Annotated in this window: 13 protein-coding genes; 9 read left to right on the plus strand and 4 right to left on the minus strand. The window is 71.4% G+C overall.

What is annotated here, in order from left to right; translation table 11 throughout:
- Nucleotides 1–243: 243 nt before the first annotated feature.
- On the plus strand, nt 244–4,584 hold the full coding sequence (locus ACE4Q9_RS10385; protein WP_397987170.1) for an RICIN domain-containing protein: 4,341 nt from the start codon (nt 244–246) through the stop codon (nt 4,582–4,584).
- Nucleotides 4,585–4,684: 100 nt separating this feature from the next.
- Complete coding sequence (locus ACE4Q9_RS10390; RefSeq protein ID WP_397983951.1) at nt 4,685–5,122, plus strand: hypothetical protein; 438 nt, start codon at nt 4,685–4,687, stop codon at nt 5,120–5,122.
- 81 nt (nt 5,123–5,203) lie between these two features.
- Here ACE4Q9_RS10390 and ACE4Q9_RS10395 read toward each other — a convergent pair whose 3' ends face one another.
- Nucleotides 5,204–5,968 carry a DUF2127 domain-containing protein gene (locus ACE4Q9_RS10395; RefSeq protein ID WP_397983952.1) on the minus strand — a complete coding sequence of 255 codons (765 nt, stop codon included), beginning with the start codon at nt 5,966–5,968 and terminating at the stop codon, nt 5,204–5,206.
- Nucleotides 5,969–6,063: 95 nt separating this feature from the next.
- A complete protein-coding gene (locus ACE4Q9_RS10400; RefSeq protein ID WP_397983953.1) occupies nt 6,064–7,734 on the minus strand; it encodes an MFS transporter in 1,671 nt (556 codons plus the stop codon).
- 119 nt (nt 7,735–7,853) lie between these two features.
- Here ACE4Q9_RS10400 and ACE4Q9_RS10405 point away from each other — a divergent pair, with 119 nt between their 5' ends.
- On the plus strand, nt 7,854–8,477 hold the full coding sequence (locus ACE4Q9_RS10405) for a TetR/AcrR family transcriptional regulator (RefSeq protein ID WP_397983954.1): 624 nt from the start codon (nt 7,854–7,856) through the stop codon (nt 8,475–8,477).
- A gap of 137 nt (nt 8,478–8,614) precedes the next feature.
- On the opposite strand, the gene ACE4Q9_RS10410 is transcribed toward ACE4Q9_RS10405, so the two are convergent.
- Complete coding sequence (locus ACE4Q9_RS10410) at nt 8,615–9,991, minus strand: cation:dicarboxylate symporter family transporter (protein WP_397983955.1); 1,377 nt, start codon at nt 9,989–9,991, stop codon at nt 8,615–8,617.
- Between the two features lie 166 nt (nt 9,992–10,157).
- Between ACE4Q9_RS10410 and ACE4Q9_RS10415 the strand changes: the two genes are divergently transcribed.
- From ACE4Q9_RS10415 to ACE4Q9_RS10440, 6 genes are all read left to right on the plus strand, one after another.
- Complete coding sequence (locus ACE4Q9_RS10415; RefSeq protein ID WP_397983956.1) at nt 10,158–11,792, plus strand: ATP-binding protein; 1,635 nt, start codon at nt 10,158–10,160, stop codon at nt 11,790–11,792.
- Nucleotides 11,789–12,472, plus strand: coding sequence for a response regulator (locus tag ACE4Q9_RS10420; RefSeq protein ID WP_397983957.1), 684 nt, complete (start codon nt 11,789–11,791; stop codon nt 12,470–12,472). The genes ACE4Q9_RS10415 and ACE4Q9_RS10420 overlap by 4 nt, the downstream gene beginning before the upstream one ends.
- A gap of 115 nt (nt 12,473–12,587) precedes the next feature.
- A complete protein-coding gene (locus ACE4Q9_RS10425) occupies nt 12,588–13,961 on the plus strand; it encodes an extracellular solute-binding protein (RefSeq protein ID WP_397983958.1) in 1,374 nt (457 codons plus the stop codon).
- The gene (locus ACE4Q9_RS10430) at nt 13,958–14,830 is read left to right on the plus strand and encodes a carbohydrate ABC transporter permease (RefSeq protein ID WP_397983959.1); all 873 of its coding nucleotides are present in this window, start codon (nt 13,958–13,960) and stop codon (nt 14,828–14,830) included. The genes ACE4Q9_RS10425 and ACE4Q9_RS10430 overlap by 4 nt, the downstream gene beginning before the upstream one ends.
- Nucleotides 14,830–15,717: a carbohydrate ABC transporter permease gene (locus tag ACE4Q9_RS10435; RefSeq protein ID WP_397983960.1), complete on the plus strand. Its 888-nt coding sequence runs from the start codon at nt 14,830–14,832 to the stop codon at nt 15,715–15,717. The genes ACE4Q9_RS10430 and ACE4Q9_RS10435 overlap by 1 nt, the downstream gene beginning before the upstream one ends.
- An 83-nt stretch (nt 15,718–15,800) precedes the next feature.
- Nucleotides 15,801–16,499, plus strand: coding sequence for a helix-turn-helix domain-containing protein (locus ACE4Q9_RS10440; RefSeq protein WP_397983961.1), 699 nt, complete (start codon nt 15,801–15,803; stop codon nt 16,497–16,499).
- Between the two features lie 37 nt (nt 16,500–16,536).
- Here the strand turns inward: ACE4Q9_RS10440 and ACE4Q9_RS10445 are convergent, their stop codons facing one another.
- Nucleotides 16,537–17,562, minus strand: a complete 1,026-nt coding sequence (locus ACE4Q9_RS10445) for an ATP-dependent 6-phosphofructokinase (protein WP_397983962.1) — start codon at nt 17,560–17,562, stop codon at nt 16,537–16,539.
- Between the last annotated feature and the right edge of the window lie 136 nt (nt 17,563–17,698).

Consider the following 17,698-nt stretch of genomic DNA (forward strand, 5'->3'; position numbering starts at 1 on the left):
CCCGACCGTTCGACAGTGAAGAGGGGGGACGCTCCTTTGCGCTCCAGATCTTGGTTCCGCCTGCCCGGATTGCGAAGACCGGCAAAGCTGACCGCGGGCGTGTCGTCCGTGGCCGCGCTGGCCGTCGTGGCCGGCATCGCCGTACAGCCGGGTCTGTCCCGGCTGACCGCCGAGCCGGCGGCCGATTCCTACCCCTGGTACCAGGACACCGCCGCCGAGCAGTTGCGGCAGGACCAGTGCCTGATGACCGACGTGCTGCGGCTCGGCGGCCCGTCGATGGCCGCGACCGCGCAGGACGGCCTCAATCAGAGCCCCGACAAGCTGCACGTTCTCGCCGACCGGAAGAACTGGGAGAAGACGCCGCTGGCCGTCGCGTACCAGAACGACCGGGAAGCGGCGGGCAAGCAGCTTGACGATCTCGGCGCGCTGCGGGCCGGCTGGCAGAAGCCCCTCGAGGGCCTGACCACCCCGGCCGGGTTCACCGACGCGGATTTCCACTGGCCGCCGAGCGGTGACCAGAGCTTCTACAACCAGACCGGTCTGAGCCAGTGGGTCGCGGACCGGTTCTGGCAGAGCGACGACGACTTCTACGAGGACGAGACCCCCAAGGCCGACGGCGCGACCCTCAAGGCCGTCGACGGCCTTGGCAACGACCTCTACGGCAAGGCCCCGGACACGTCCGGGATGACCCCGCAGGAGCGTGACCGGGCGTGGGCCGAGCATGACGCGTTCCAGTGGATGCACGGCGTTCCGGGCGCCAACGCGGGTGCCGACGACGCTCGGGTCTTCCTGTCCTTCGGCGGTTTCCCGCATACGGCTCCGCAGCCGGGGACGCCGGAGTACCGCATCGCGGTGGAGGACGTGAAGTCCCGCTTCGCGGCCTGCGGCTGGCGGGATCCGCTCGACCCGGACGGCGTGCTGGGCGATGTCACCTCCACCGCCGCGGCCGAGTGGCAGCAGGAGGTCTCCTCGCAGGCCGCCCAGCGCAACCGGATCCTGGACGCGAACAAGTCCGCGGTCGACGCCCTGTCCAAGGGCGCGAAGGCGCTGAGCGAGATGCTGGGGCACTCCTGGGTCGCGGACCATCTCACGCGCTGGCAGGACTACTGGTCGCCGGGCGGCATCGGATGGATCGGCGACGGCTCCCTGGTCATGCAGGTGGAGGCGGCCGACGGCAAGTGCCTGGACGTCCAGGGCGGCGGGACGGCCAACGGCACCCCGGTGCAGATCTACACCTGCAACGGCAGTGCCGCCCAGCAGTGGAAGTTCTGGGGCTCCTACGACGGCGGCTATGCCCTGTACAACACCAAGGCGCAGAAGTGCCTCGACGTGAAAAGCGCCGCCGACGCCAACGGTACGAAGATCCAGGTGTGGACGTGCAACGGCACCGCGGCCCAGCAGTGGCAGTTCGACGTCCGCGCCGCCGGGGAGCTGCGCAATGCCGCCACCGACAAGTGCCTGGACCTGCACACGTTCACCAACGGAAACGACAGCCAGCTGTACACATGCAACGGCACCGACGCGCAGAAGATCCGTGTGGTGGCACAGTCGCACGACGGCGCCGACAAGCTGTCGTACCCGGACAAGGCACAGTTCGCCAAGGCGACGGCCGGTGTCACCGCGGCCCGCAACGGTGCCGGTGCGAAACTGGCCGTGCTCAAGGGGCAGTTGGTCGCCGCAAGGCACGCCGACGGCATCTCGGATGCCGCCCTTCAGACCGCGTACGGCATCGCCGACGACGAGGGTGCGCCGCGCGGCCGGGGTCTGCTGGTGGGGCAGCAGAAGGCGCAGGTGACCCGAGGCGTGGTGGCCGCGTTGCAGGCGATGGAGAAGGCCGGTGAGACGGCCCAGGCCGCCACCCGTGCGGCGGCCGGGGACAGCGCGACCATCGCACAGCGCGCGCTGGCGCAGGCCGCGCAGGTCAAGGCGGAGTTCCGCAAGGAGGCCGCGAAGGCGGCCGAGGAGCAGGCCAAGGCGGCCGCGGACGCGGCGAAGGTGCATCGTGACAACGCCAAGGCGGACAAGGAGACCGCCGAGGCCAGGCTCGGTGACGCGCTGAAGGCCGAGGGAGACGCGAAAGCGGCCGCCGCGGACGCTCACGCCAAGCGGCTGGCCGCGGAGGCCGAGGAGAAGACGGCCAAGGCGGAGAAGGAGACGGCCGCCGCCAAGCGGGCCGACGCCGCCCAGTACAGACAGGCTGCCGAGGCGCAGGCGACCAAGGCCGGGGCAGCCAAGGACAAGGCGGACGCGGCCGAGAAGACCGCTCAGGACAAGCGCGACGACGCGGTCAAGGCCAGTGACCATGCCAGGGCCATGCGCGACGACGCCTGGGACGCGGAACAGAAGGCCGACGCGGCCCGCGCCAAGGCCGACGCCAAGGACGCCTACGCCGACTCCCTCGACTCGGGGGACGCGGCCGACGCGGCTCGCTCCGCCGCCGACGACGCGGACAAGGCCGCGACCGAGGCGGAGACGGCGGCGACGAAGGCCCGCGCGGACGCGGACGCGGCCACTCAGGCGGCGGCCGACGCCGACGCCGCGGCGACCCGTGCGGAGGCGGCCGCCAAGCGGGCCCGCTCCGACGCGGACGCCGCCCAAGCGGACAAGCTGAAGGCGGACGCGGCGGTCCGCACCGCCACCAGCGCGGTGGCCGACGCCATCGCGGCCTCCCAGGACGCCGCCGCCGAGGCGAAGACCGCCGTCAAACTCGCCGACGAGGCCGAACAGCACGCCAAGGACGCCAAGAACCAGGCCGACCAGGCGAACGCCGAGGCGGGCAAGGCACTGGCGGCCTCGGCGAAAGCCGCCGGGTTCGCACATGTCACCGCGCAGGCCGCCGTCGATGCCGGCAAGGCCGCAGGGCAAGTCGCCGCCCCGGCCAACGACGCGATCCAACTCGGTTCACCGTATGTCGACACCGACTCGGCGGCCGGCCTGGTGGTCTTGACCGGGCAGGCGTCCAAGTCCATCGCCGACCAGCAGCGGGCCGTCGCCGACGCACACGCCAGGAACGCCGCCGCCGAGGCGGACGCGGCCAAGAACCTTGCCGAGCAGGCCAAGGGCGACGCCAAGGAGGCCTACCAGCACGCGGCCGGCGCCGCCCAGTACGCGGCCGACGCCCGCACCTACGCCAAGGAGGTGCTCGGCTACGCGGCCGACGCCGCCACGGCCGCATCGGCCGCGACCGCGTCCCTGACCCGCACCATCGCCTACGACAAACAGGCCGCCGACGACGCCGCGGCCGCCGACAAGGCAGCCGGCAGCGCCGAGGGCTACGCCAAGGACGCCCGCGCCTCCGCCGACGCCGCCGAACTCGACGCCGCGGCCGCCCGTTCCGCCGCCGACCAGGCCGAACAGGACGCCAAGGACGCCCGTGCGGCCGCCGACCGCGCCGACACCGCCGCAACCGAGGCCGAACAGGCCGCCAAGGACGCCGACAAGTACGCCAGGGACGCCCAGGAGGCGGCCGACCGCACCGAACGGGAGCAGGCCAACAAGCAGGCGTCCAAGGGATCCGGTACCGGCATTCCCGGCGTGTTCGCCGTTCCGGACGAGTCCACCGTCGAGATCGTCAGCTCCCAGCAGATCGGGGAGTGTCCCCCGATGCCGCAAGCCGCCATGACGGGCTGCGACGCCGCGTACAACCTGGTCGTCACCTACGAGGCCGACTTCTACCTGTGCACCGACGACGCGGCACAGGCCACGGCCGACGGCTGCCCGAAGCCGGCATGGCAGTTCCTCCAGCGGTCGACACTGAAGAACGTCAAGATCGAGAACTGGCAGCACCACTTCTCCGGCAAGGACATCGTCCGCGCCGGATGGCAGAGCCTTTTCGGCGACGTGGCCGGGGCGGTCCTGTTCTCTTTCTTCGCCGACGACATGATGGACTGCCTCCACGGCAGCGCCGGCGGCTGCGCCTGGACCTACGCCACCTACTTCCCTCTGGGAGGCGCGCTCAGCGACATCACCAAGGCGGTCAAGGCACTCGACGCCGCCGCCAGGACCGGCATCGACTTCGACGACGCCTACAAGGCACTGCGCGGCCTGGATGGTCTGTCGCCGCTGGCAAAAGAAGGAATCGGCGCCAAGGTCCTCAGGCAACTGTACGAGACGTGCACGAAGCGGAGCAGAGCCGCGTTGGCGCTCTCCGCGAACAATGCGTGCGAAGGCATGATTCCGTACGCCAGTTCGGAACTGGCCGTGGTCGCGTACAAGTTTCGGGTGGCCAGCGGACTCAGGTACAAGTTCGGCCGGAACATCGCGGTTGCAAGGGTTCCGGGGTGGGCCGCGGCTACCGGCGCGAAGGACGACTTCGTCGTCTTCGCGAATATCCCCAAAGGACTCCACTCGGAGGAATTGATCATACAGAAGCTGGAGGAAAAGGGATTCAATAGGAACCAGATCTCCGAACTCTACAGCGAACGCAGCCCCTGCGAGAACAAGTGCTCTCCGCTCCTGCAAGGCATTCCGGTGACCTATTCGACCCCGGATGGACCCGGCGCGTACTATATGTTGGAGCACTTGCTCGACACGTTCGAGCGTGGAAAGTTCGCCCGCTCCAGTCAGCGGACCGAGTCTGAGTGACGCGGAAAGAGGGGGCGCTGGAAAGACTTTCCGGCGCTCCTCTTGCGCCTATGGACATACAACGCGATGACTGCCGGCGAGGAAGCCAGGAGATGCCCCGTTGAAGCACAGAGGTCCCGAGAACCGATCCGAGGCCGAGGCGTACGGCCATCCGTCCACCTCGGAGGAGGACATCGCCGCCGGGAATGAGCTCGCAGACCGAGTCTGCCGGGAACTGCACCGCGCCGGTATTCCCGCGTACGTCATGCGCCCGGAAGTGACAAGACAGCCCGGCGCACGGGTGGAAGTCGACGACAGCCAGGATGATCACGCTGGCGGCCTCTACATTCGCTGGAGTGCACCGAATCTGGCAGAGGCCGGGATAAAGGCGGTGACAGAACAACAGGACCCGGCGGCGCCAGAATGGAAACATCATGCCGAGGTCGTTCTCCTCATGCAGAGGGCATTGATCGGCATCCTGCGGTTGGCCGGCTTCTCCGCCGTTCCGGCCGAGGATGTCGACGACATCGCCAGGGGCGATGTCTACGTCCACGGCTGAGACGGCCGCAACGGAACCCGCACACGGCGTCGCCCTCCCTCCCACGAGCGGTGGGAGGGAGGGCGACACCGCACGGTGGCCTCAGACCAGCACCCCCGCCGACTCCTCCACCTCCAGCAGGGACGCGCTGCGGCGTTCCTCGTCGAATCTGCGGCGGCCGCCGCGCAGACCGAAGAGGCGTTTGGCGAAGGCGATGTAGAGGACGGCGAGGATGTTGAGGGCCAGGGTGGCGATCTTGAGGTAGCTGACCTTCTCGGTCAGCTCGTAGATCTCCAGCGGGAGGAACGCGGCCGTGGCGACGACCGTGAGGTACTCCGCCCAGCGCTTGGCGCGCCACAGGCCGACCGCCTCCACCAGCTCGATCAGCGCGTAGGCGAGGAGCAGTCCGGCGACGAGGAGCAGCGTGGAGTGCTTGTAGCCGAACGCCTTCTGGATGGAGCCGACCACGGGTGAGTGGTCGAGGTCGTAGTGGAAGTGCCGGAAGACCGGGCGCAGCACGGCCAGGTACTCGTTGAACAGCCGCCGCACCGCGTCCTGGCTGTTGCTGAACTTCCACACGGCCACCGCGACCAGCACTATGAACACCCCGCGCACGGCCCGCTCGACGGCGAGGAACCGCAGGATGAACAGGTCCCGCAGCACCTTGCCCCGCGGCACCAGCGGCGCGTTCCGCGCCGGTCCCGACCCGTGCGGCTCGCCGAGCACGAAGTCCCCGCAGCGCAGGCAGCGCCACGCGTCCCCGAGCCCGGTCCGCGCGTGCAGCCGTACCCGCAGCCGCGGATCGTCGGGCGCGTAGGTCACATGCCCCTTGCGCGCGCAGGTCCGCCGGTCCCAGTCGATCTTCATGTCCCCCGTGCCTCCATGACGGTACAGACGCCACGCACGAGCGTGCCGTTCCGGTGATCCGGAACGGCACGCTAATGGATGTCGGCCGGAAACCGTCAGCCGGCGGTGGTCCGCGCCAGTTCCTTCTCCGTTTCCTTCACCTCTTCGGTCGTCGCGCGGCGCGGCAGCAGGAACGCGACCAGGACCGTGCCGATGCCGAGGATGACCGCGCCGACCAGGCTGGTGTGGGCCACGGCGGAGGAGAAGGAGGAGCCCACCGCGTCGGCCATCTGGCGGGCGCCCGCGGCCAGTTCGGCGGCCTGCTGCTTGAGCGCGGCGGCCTGCTGGGGGCTGCCCGCGTGGGCGGCCTGGGCGGCGGCCTGGTGGGCCTTGTCGGCGATGCCCTGTGCGACGGCGTAGCCGGCGCCGACCGAGTCCTTGGCGGTGTCCAGGGCGCTCGGCGGGAGCTTGCTGCCGGCGGTCGCGTCGGTGAGGTGGTTGCCGTACGACGTGGCGAGCAGCGAGCCGAGGATGGCGATGCCGAGGGAGCCGCCGAGTTCCAGCGAGGTGTCGTTGACCGCGCCGCCGACGCCGAGTTCGGACTCGGGGAACGCGCCCATGATCGCGTCGGTGCAGGGCGAGAGGGCGAGGCCGATGGCGAGGCCGAGGATGATCAGCGGGGCCAGGAAGTCGCCGTACGTCGAGCCCGCGTCCACCTGGGTGAGCAGGGCCAGCGCCACCGTGCCGAGGACCATGCCCGCGCTGACGGTCCACTTCATGCCGAGGCGCGGTGTGAGCCAGCCGGTGAGGGCCGAGCCGACGAACACGGCGCCGGCCAGCGGCAGCATCCGTACGCCGGTCTCCAGGGCGTCGTAGCCGAGGACGAACTGGAGGTGCTGGGTGAGGAAGTAGAACGCGCCGAAGACGGCCAGGAAGAACAGGGCGACGGCCAGGTTGGAGCCGGCGAAGCGGCGGTGCGCGAAGCGGCGGACGTCCAGGATCGGGCGCGGGTGGCGCAGCTCCCACAGGACGAAGGCGATCAGGCCGACGCCCGCGATCACGGCGGCGGCGACGGCCTTGCCGCTCCAGCCGAAGTGCGGGCCCTGGATGATCATGTAGACCAGGGAGCCGGTCCAGATCACGGACAGCAGGCCGCCGACGTAGTCGATGCGGTCGTGGTGGCCGGCCTTGGACGGCGGGACCAGGACGAAGGCGGCGACGAGCGCGACGAGCGCGATCGGCACGTTGATCAGGAAGGTGGAGGACCAGCCGTGGTCGCGCAGCAGCGCGCCGGCGACCACCGGTCCGGCGGCGATGGCGAGGCCCGCCGTCGCCGTCCACAGCACGATCGCCTTGGCCCGCTCGGCCCGCGGGAAGGTCGCCGCGAGCAGCGACAGCGTGGCCGGCATGATCAGCGCCGCGCCGACGCCCATCACCGCGCGCGCCGCGATCACGGTCGCCGCGCTGTCCGCGAGATAGCCGAAGACCGCGCCGCCGCCGAAGACCAGCAGGCCGAGCACGAGCGCCCCGCGCCGGCTGTACTTGTCGCCGATCGCGCCGAGCAGCAGCATCAGGGCCGCGTAGGGCACGGTGTAGCCGTCGATCACCCACTGGAGGTCGGCGCTGGAGAGCCCGAGGTCCTTCGTCATGTCGGGCGCCGCGACCGTGAGGGCGGTGTTGGCCATCACGATGATCAGCAGGCTCAGGCAGAGCACCAGCAGTGCCCACCAGCGCCGGGCGTACGGGCGCTCCATCTTCTCGACCGGTTCGGTCATGACGAGTCGCATGGCAGGGGTTTGCCTTCCTCAGGTTCGCGAGGGTATTTGCACAGCACCGTGCAATTGCACAACAATGTGCAATGTACGCCGCTGCACAGCACTGTGCAAGTCGGGTGAGGAAGTGCAGAATGGCCTCCATGACCACGGGTAACCCCAGCCGCGCCGACGCCAACCGCCGCCGCATCCTCGACGTCGCCCTCGCCGAGCTGCTGCGTGACCCGGACGCCTCGATGGACCAGATCGCGCGCGCCGCCGGGGTCGTACGACGGACCGTGTACGGTCACTTCCCCAGCCGGGAGGCGCTGATCAGCACCCTCACCGACGAGGCGGTGCAGGCGCTCGCGGACGCGGACGCGACGGTGCGTACGGGGATCACGGACCCGGCGGAGGCTCTCGCCCGCTCGGTGCTCGGACTCTGGGCGACCGCCGACCGCTACCGGCTGCTGATCGCCCTCGCGCAGCGCACGGTCACCGTGCAGGGCATCCGCGAACGCCTCGCCCCGGTGCGCGCGGCCAAGATCCGGGTGCTCCAACAGGGCTTGGACGAGGGTGTGTTCAGCTCACCGCTGCCAGCGCCCGCGCTCGCCTATGTGCACGAGCAGTCCCTCTTCGCGGTCATGGAAGCGGTCAACGACGGGCTGCTGGCGGCACAAGAGGCGGGCCGCGCCGCCGCGGTCACCGTGCTGACCTCGGCGGGCGTACCCGCCTCGCTGGCCACCGCCCTGGTGGCCAAGGTGAGTTCGGACCTGTAGGGCGTGCGGGGCGATCGCGCGGCCCGGAAGCGGCACGGACACACGGCCCGGAAGCGGCGCGGACACGCGGTCCCGGACGGCCGGATGCCCGGACCCGGTTCAGGCGGGGCCGGGCATCCGGAGCAGGCGGCCGGGGGCTAGGCCCTGGCCAGCTTCTCCTCGCGGGGCTCGGGGGCCCCGGTCACGGTACCCGCTGTCGCGTCCATCACCGTCTCGTCGAACGGCAGCTCTCCCGAGAGCACCCGCGCCACCCGCGCCCGGTCGATCTCCTTGGTCCAGGTGCCCACCAGCACCGTGGCGATCGCGTTGCCCGCGAAGTTCGTCAGCGCGCGCGCCTCGCTCATGAACCGGTCGATGCCGACGATCAGGCCGACGCCGTCCACCAGCGCGGGCTTGTGCGACTGGAGGCCGCCGGCCAGGGTGGCGAGGCCCGCGCCGCTGACGCCGGCCGCGCCCTTCGACGCCAGCAGCAGGAACAGCAGCAGCGGGATCTGCTCGCCGACCGACATCGGCGTGCCCAGCGCGTCCGCGATGTAGAGCGACGCCATGGTCATGTAGATCATCGTGCCGTCGAGGTTGAAGGAGTAGCCGGTCGGCACGGTGATGCCGACGACCGGCTTGCTGACGCCGAGGTGCTCCATCTTCGCGATCAGGCGCGGCAGCGCGGACTCGGAGGAGGAGGTGGACAGGATCAGCAGGAACTCGCGGGCGAGGTAGCGGCACAGGGAGAAGACGTTCACCCCGGCGGCGATCCGCAGCATCGCGCCGAGCACCACGAAGACGAACAGCGCGCAGGTGACGTAGAAGCCGAGCATCAGCACGGCGAGACTCTTCAGCGCGTCCAGCCCGGCCGAGCCGGTGACGGCGGCGATCGCGCCGAACGCGCCGACCGGCGCGGCCCACATGACCATGGACAGGATGCGGAAGACGAGCCGCTGGAGGTGCTCGACGCCGCGCAGCACCGGCTGCCCGGCCGCCCCCATGGCCTGGAGGGCGAACCCGGTGAGCAGCGCGACCAGCAGCGTCTGGAGGACCTGGCCCTCGGTGAAGGCGGACACGAAGGTCCCCGGGATGATCGACAGGACGAAGTCCACGGGCGGCAGCGCGTCACTGCTGACCTGGGCGTGTCCGGTCTGCCTGAGGGCGTGGGTCAGATGGAGCCCGGCGCCGGGGTGCAGCACATTGCCGACCACGAGCCCGATGGCGAGGGCGACCAGCGACATCACGAGGAAGTAGCCGAGGGCGATGCCGCCGACGGCGCCCACCTTGGCCGCCTTGCGCACCGAGCCGATGCCGAGCACGATCGTGCAGAAGATGATCGGCGAGATCATCATCTTGATCAGGTTGACGAACCCGGTGCCCAGCGGCTGGAGCCGGACGGCGGCATCCGGCCACAGGAGTCCGACGGCGATGCCGAGCGCGACGGCCACGATGACGGCGATGTACAGGTAATGGGTCCGGTCCCGCCGGTCTCGGGGTGCGGCGGGTGCCGTCTCGGGAGTGGTGGCGGCCACGACTGCCCTCCTTGACGTCTTCGTCGACGTCGTCGTCGGTCCACGACCGGCGTGCGGCTCACGTCCGGGCGGTGCTGGGGAACGCGGCGACTATCTCCCGTCCTGTGAGGGCGGTCACGCTTGCGTTCATTTAGTTCACGCCAGAACCGGGGGCACACTGGCTGGCATGCGCCTTCCGTCCCTGACCCGGCCGCGCAGCCTGGCGGGCCAGCTGTTCGCCATGCAGGCGGTGCTGATAGCGGTGGTCGTGGCCGGATACGCGCTGTTCGCCTACGTCAGCGACCGGAGGCAGGCGCGGGACGCAGCCGCCCGGCAGACCACCGCGGTGGCCCGCTCGGTCGCCGACTCCCCCGCGGTCCGCGACGCGATCCGCTCCCCGGACCCGACCGCGCGCCTCGAGCCGTACGCCCTGGAGGTCACCCGGCACACCAACGTCGACTTCGTCACGATCATGAGCCCGGACGGCATCCGCTGGACCCACCCCGATCCCCGGCAGATCGGCAGACGCTTCCTCGGCACCACCGCCCCCGCCCGCCACGGCCGCACCTTCACCGAGACCTGCACCGGCACCCTCGGCCCCTCCGTGCGGGCGGTGACCCCGGTGACGGACGGCGGCCGGATCATCGGCCTGGTCAGCGCCGGCATCACCGTGGACCGGATCAGCGAGCGGCTCCAGGACCAGGTCACGGCGCTGCTCGGGGTGGCCGGCGGGGCGCTGCTGCTGGGCGCGGTGGGCACGTACGTCATCAACGCCCGGCTGCGCCGGCACACCCACAACATGAACGCCGCCGAGCTAAGCCGGATGCACGACTACCACCAGGCGGCGCTGCACGCGGTCCGCGAGGGCCTGCTGATGCTGGACGGGCAGTACCGGGTGGCGCTGATCAACGACGGCGGCCGGGAACTGCTCGGGATCGGCCCGTGCGACGAGGTGGTGGGCCGGTCGGTGGCCGGACTGGGCCTGCCGGCACCGCTGACGGGCGCGCTGCTCTCCTCGCGGCCCCGCGTGGACGAGGTGCACCCGACCGTCTCCCGCGTCCTGGTGGTCAACACCTCCCCGGTCTCCGGCGGGGAGCGCAGGGGTACCGTCGTCACCCTGCGCGACATCACGGAACTCCAGTCGCTGATGGGCGAGTTGGACACCGAGCGCGGCTTCAGCCAGGCGCTGCGCTCGCAGGCGCACGAGGCGGCGAACCGGCTGCACACCGTGGTCTCGCTGATCGAACTGGGCCGCTCCGAGGAGGCGGTGGAGTTCGCCACGGCCGAACTGGAGCTGGCGCAGGCGCTGACCGACCAGGTGGTGGCGGCGGTGGCCGAACCCGTCCTCGCCGCGCTGCTGCTGGGCAAGACCGCGCAGGCCAACGAGCGGGGCGTGGAGCTGGTGGTGTCGCCGGACAGCCGCCTGGACGACGGCCTGCTGGCCGGCGGTCCGCCCGCGCGGGACCTGGTGACCGTGCTCGGCAACCTGATCGACAACGCGGTGGACGCGGCGCAGGGCAGCACCCCGGCGCGGGTGACCGTGACGGCGTACGCCTCGGCGGCCGCACTGGTGCTGCGCGTCGCGGACACCGGCCCCGGCGTCCACCCCGGCCACGCCGGCCTGCTGTTCCAGCGCGGCTTCACCACCAAGCCGGCCGGGCCCGGCGGACGGGGGCTCGGGCTCGCGCTCGTACGGCAGGCGGTGACCCGGCACGAGGGCACGCTGACGGTCACGGACGCGGCGCCCGGCGGCGGCGCGGTGTTCGAGGTACGGCTGCCGCTGCGCCCGGCGCCGGTGCCGGCCGAGGGCGGTGCCGCGTGACGGAGGCCATCAGGGTGCTCGTGGTGGAGGACGACCCGGTCGCCGCCGACGCGCACGAGCTGTACGTGGGCCGGGTACCGGGCTTCGTCCCGGTCGCCAAGGCCCGCACCGGCGCCGAGGCGCGGCGCGTCCTGGACCGCACCGGGGTGGATCTGCTCCTGCTCGATCTGCATCTGCCCGATGTGCACGGGCTCCAGTTCGCCCGCTCGCTGCGCGCCTCGGGTCATCACGCGGATGTGATCGCGGTGACCTCGGCGCGGGATCTCGCGGTGGTGCGCGAGGGGGTCTCGCTGGGGGTGGTGCAGTACGTGCTCAAGCCGTTCACCTTCGCCACGCTGCGCGACCGGCTGGTGCGCTACGCCGAGTTCCGCGCCGCGGCGGGCGAGGCGAGCGGGCAGGACGAGGTGGACCGGGCGCTCGCGGCGCTCCGGGCGCCCGCGCCCGAGGCGCTGCCCAAGGGGCTCAGCGGGCCGACGCTCCAGCGGGTGACCGGCGCCCTGCGCGAGGCACCCGACGGACTCACCGCGGCCGGCGCCGCCGAGGCACTGGGCATCTCGCGGATCACCGGGCGCCGCTACCTGGAACACCTGGTGGCCACCGGCCGGGCCGCGCGCAGCCCGCTGTACGGCCAGGTGGGGCGGCCGGAACTGGTGTACCGCTGGGTGCCGGGGCCGCGGTGAGCCCGGCATGATCACCGACTCCCTTTCACCGCACGCGGCATTGACCTGAGGGGACCGGCGCTCTTACCTTCACGGACACCACCGAGGCCACCCCCACGTGTGCCCGCAGGAGGTCATGCCCGTGCGCCCCACCGCCGCCTACACCGCCCTCCTCACCACCGTCCTCGCCGCCACCGCCCTCACCGCGTGCGGTGCCGGGTCCGGCGAGGGCCCCAACACCCTGAAGGTGTCGTACAAGCAGTCGACCGACAACTCCGTCAAGGTGATGGACACCTACCTCGCCGGGATCAAGAAGCAGTTCGAGCGCGAACACCCCGGAAAGAAGGTCGAGTTCGTGCCGATCAAGGCGCCGGACTCGGAGTACTACACCAAGCTCCAGCAGATGCTGCGCTCCCCGCGCACCGCCCCCGACCTGGTCTACGAGGACACCTTCCTCATCAACTCCGACATCACCAGCGGGTACTTGAAGCCCCTCGACGGGTATCTGGACAAGTGGCCGGACTGGAAGCGGTTCCTCGGCACCGCGAAGGCCGCGGCCCGCGGGCAGGACGGCAAGACGTACGGCGTCCCGGACGGCACCGACACCCGCGGACTCTGGTTCGACAAGCGGGTGTTCCGCAAGGCCGGGCTGCCCACCGACTGGCAGCCGCGGACCTGGGACGACATCCTCGCCGCCGCCCGCGCCATCAAACGGAAGGTGCCCGGCGTCACCCCGCTCAACGTCTACACCGGCAAGGCCGCGGGCGAAGAGGCCACGATGCAGGGCTTCGAGGAGCTGCTGTACGGCACGAACGACGGCCGGAGCGACCCGCTGTACGACGCCGCCCGCAAGAAGTGGATCACGGGCAGCCAGGGCTTCAAGGACGCGCTCGCGTTCGTGCACACCGTGTTCCAGGAGAAGCTGGGCCCGGACGTGTCCGACGCGCTCGACCCCAACTACGCGACCACCGTGCGCGGTGAGCTGCTCCCCCAGGGCAGGCTCGGCATCGATCTCGACGGCTCCTGGCTGCCGCAGGACTGGCTGCCGGGCAGCGGGCACGCGTGGCCGGACTGGTCGAAGGAGCTCGGGCTCGCCGCCATGCCGACGCAGCACGGGCAGGCGCCGGGCAAGGTGAGCATGTCGGGCGGCTGGACGTGGTCGATCCCGGCGCGGGCGGCCCATCCGGACCTCGCCTTCGACTTCGTCAAGACGCTCCAGACCAAGGACAACGCGCGCAGGTGGTACATCGCCGACTCCGGTATCGCGGTGCGCGAGGACGTGGCGGCGGACCCCGCGTACGTGGGCGCGCAGCCCGGCATCAAGTTCTTCACCGACCTCGTGGCCACGACGCACTACCGGCCCGCGTTCCCCGTCTACCCGAAGGTGTCGACCGCGATCCAGGAGGCCATGGAGAGCGTGACCACCGGGGACCGGTCGGTGGCACAGGCGGCGGGTGACTACGACGCCGCGCTCAAGGACGTCACCGGCGGCCGGGTGGTGGGCGGGTGAGGCGACGGGGCGCGGCGCTCGCGCTCACCCGTGCCCTGCCCCTCACCCCCGCCGTCGTCCTGCTGCTGCTCTTTCTCGCCGGCCCCATCGCCTACTGCGTCCTCATCGCCTTCACCGACCTCCAGCTGACCGGCCAGGCGCACTCCTCCTTCGTGGGCCTCGCCAACTTCCGCCGCGCGTTCGGGGACCCAGAGTTCCTCAACGCGGTATGGCTGACGCTGGTGTTCACCGTGCTGTCCTCGATCGTCGGGCAGAACACCCTGGGCCTCGCGCTGGCCGCGCTGATGAAGCGGGCGTCGCGCCCGGTGCGAGCGGTGGCCGGCGCGGTGGTGGTCACGGCGTGGGTGCTGCCCGAGGTGGTCGCCGGATTCCTGCTGTACGCGTTCTTCCGGCGGGAGGGGACGCTGGACGCGATCCTCGGCTGGCTGCAACTGCCGCGCCAGAACTGGCTGTACACCCTGCCGGTCCTCGCGGTGTCGTTCGCCAACGTGTGGCGCGGCACGGCCTTCTCGATGCTGGTGTACTCGGCCGCGCTGGACGAGATCCCGGCCGAGATCAGCGAGGCGGCCGAGGTGGACGGGGCGGGCGGATGGCGCCGGCTGTGGCACATCACGCTGCCGATGATCCGCCGCTCCATCGGCACCAACCTGATGCTCAACACCCTCCAGACGCTCTCGGTGTTCGGGCTGATCTGGGTGATGACGCGGGGCGGGCCGGGCGACCGGAGCCAGACGCTGCCCCTGTTCATGTACGAACAGGCCTTCCAGAACAGCATGATCGGGTACGGCACCGCCGTGGCGCTGCTTCTGCTGCTGGTGGGGGCGCTGTTCTCGGCCGTGTACCTGCGGCTGCTGCGGACGGAGGTCTGATGTCCCGCGCCCGCCTCCGCACCGGCCCCCGCCCTCGCCTCCACCCGCGCTCCCGCCCCCGCGTCCACGCCCGTGCCGCGCGCCGCCTGCTCGCGGACGCCTGTCTGCTGCTGGTGGCCGCGGCGTTCGCGCTGCCGCTGGCATGGGTGGTGCTGGCCGCCGTGGACCCGGCCGCCGGTCTGCGCGTCCGGGTCCCGGGCGCGCTCACCCTCGGCAACTTCCGGGCGGTCCTCACCCCGGACATCACCTACACCCCACTGCTCAACAGCCTGATCCTGTGCGGCGGTGGCACCGCGCTCACCGTCGTCTGCGCCGCGCTCGCCGCGTACCCGCTCTCCCGGTTCCGCTCCCGGCTCAACCGGCCGTTCCTGCTGACGGTCCTCTTCGCCACCAGCCTGCCCATCACCGCGATCATGGTGCCGGTGTACGCGCTGTTCGTCCGGGTGAACCTGATCGACACCCTCCAGGGCACGATCCTGTTCTTCGCCGCGACCCAACTCCCGTTCGCCATCTGGCTGATGAAGAACTTCATGGACGGCGTGCCGAAGGAGCTGGAGGAGGCGGCCTGGACCGACGGAGCCTCGCCCCTCCAGTCGCTGCTGCGCATCGTGCTGCCGCTGATGGGGCCGGGCCTCGCCGTCGTGACGGTCTTCTCGTTCGTCATGATGTGGGGCAACTTCTTCGTCCCCTTCATGCTCCTGCTCACCCCCGACCAGATGCCGGCCTCGGTCAGCGTCAACGACTTCTTCGGCAACCGCGGCATGGTCGCCTACGGCCAGCTCGCCGCGTTCTCCGTCATCTACTCGACCCCGGTGATCCTGCTCTACGTCCTGGTCTCCCGCCGCCTGGGCAGCGGCTTCGCGCTGGGCGGCGCGGTCAAGGGCTGAGCGGGGTCCGGGGCCCTGTGCGTTCGGACAATCCGTGATCCTGTCGGAACGGACCGTATCCCCCGCGCCCCGCCGGGCCTACCTTGTGCGGGGTGCGCCCACCCTCCTCGCCCCCGCCCCCGTTCGACGCCCTCGCCGCCCGCCGGCTGCGCGGCGCGCTCGGCATGGGTCCCGAGCATGTCGCCCACACCCTGCGCTCCTCGTACGGGCTGCCCTACGTCACCCCCGGTCATGTGCTCGCCTGGGAGCGCGGCACCGCCGCCCCGGACCACACCGAGCTCGCCGCTCTGGCCGGGGCGTTGTGGTGCGACCCCGGCGAACTCCTCGGCCGCCCCGGCACCCTGCGCGAGCACCGCATCGCCCGCGGGGTCGCGCCGCAGGACGTGGCCCGCGCCGTCGGCATGGACCTTCCGGCGTATCTGCGGATGGAGGAGGACGGCAGCTGGCGCGGCACCGAGCGCCAGCTGGCGGAGCTGGTCCGGGTGCTGCGCCTCCAGCCGCCGGACGTGGTGGCCGTCACGGGTCGTACGGAGCGGCTCGCCGAGTTGCTGCGCGGGGCCGTGACCACCCGCTGGCAGGCCTATGTACGGCAGGTCGAGGAGCTGGTGGCCGTGGAGCGCCCCGACCTGGAGGAGGCGCTGCGCCGGCTGCACCGGGACTACCAGGGCCGGATGACCGCCACCCTCGGCTGGGGCGGCGGGGGTGCGGCCGGGGCCGCCGGGGAGGAGTTCCTGGAGCGGATCGTGGAGAACTTCTGGGCGGCCGCCCGGCGGGAACCGTAGGAATCCCGCCGGGCGGCGGCCCTCGGAGTCCGGCGGGCTAGAAGACCGACTCCGCCTCGTCCATCCGGTCCTTCGGGACCGTCTTCAGCTCGGTCACCGCCTCCGCGAGCGGCACCATCCGGATGTCGGTGCCGCGCAGGGCGGTCATCCGGCCGAACTCGCCGCGGTGGGCGGCCTCCACGGCGTGCCAGCCGAAGCGGGTGGCGAGCACGCGGTCGTAGGCGGTGGGCACGCCGCCGCGCTGGACGTGGCCGAGGATGACCGGCTTGGCCTCCTTGCCGAGGCGGCGCTCCAGCTCGTAGGCGAGGGCGGTGCCGATGCCCTGGAAGCGCTCGTGGCCGTACTGGTCGATCGCGCCCTTGCCGTAGTCCATGGTGCCCTCGGCGGGGTGCGCGCCCTCGGCGACGCAGATCACGGCGAACTTCTTGCCGCGCGCGAAGCGCTCCTCGACCATCTTGACCAGGTCAGCGGGGTCGAAGGGCCGCTCGGGCAGGCAGATGCCGTGGGCGCCGGCGGCCATGCCGGACTCCAGCGCGATCCAGCCCGCGTGCCGGCCCATGACCTCGACCACCATCACCCGCTGGTGGGACTCGGCGGTGGTCTTGAGGCGGTCCATCGCCTCGGTGGCGACGCCCACCGCGGTGTCGAAGCCGAAGGTGCGGTCCGTCGAGGAGATGTCGTTGTCGATCGTCTTGGGCACGCCGACGACCGGGAGGCCCGCGTCGGAGAGCATCCGGGCGGCCGTCAGGGTGCCCTCGCCGCCGATCGGGATCAGCGCGTCGATGCCGAACTCGCCGACCATGTCGGTGGCCCGCTCGCACGCCTCCCGCAGCCGGTCCCGCTCCAGCCGGGAGGAGCCGAGGATGGTGCCGCCGAGGGCGAGGATGCCGCCGACCGCGTCCAGGTCGAGGGCGCGGTAGTGGCGGTCGAGCAGGCCCCGGTAGCCGTCCTCGAATCCGATGACCTCGTCGTCGTACTGCGTCACCGCGCGGTGCACGACCGAACGGATCACGGCGTTCAGGCCGGGGCAGTCGCCGCCTGCGGTGAGAACTCCGATGCGCATCGTGCTGTGTCTCCTGCTCGCTGTCTCGTCCGTGCGTGAGCCTGCACCGATTCTTTCACGTCCGCCGGGGAGCCCTGGGATCCTGACGGGCGCCTTATCCCGAGTGAGGGGTACTGTCAAGAGGGTTCCGCTCACC

Source organism: Streptomyces sp. AM6-12, assembly GCF_044327085.1.
In the GTDB taxonomy this organism is placed as follows: domain Bacteria; phylum Actinomycetota; class Actinomycetes; order Streptomycetales; family Streptomycetaceae; genus Streptomyces.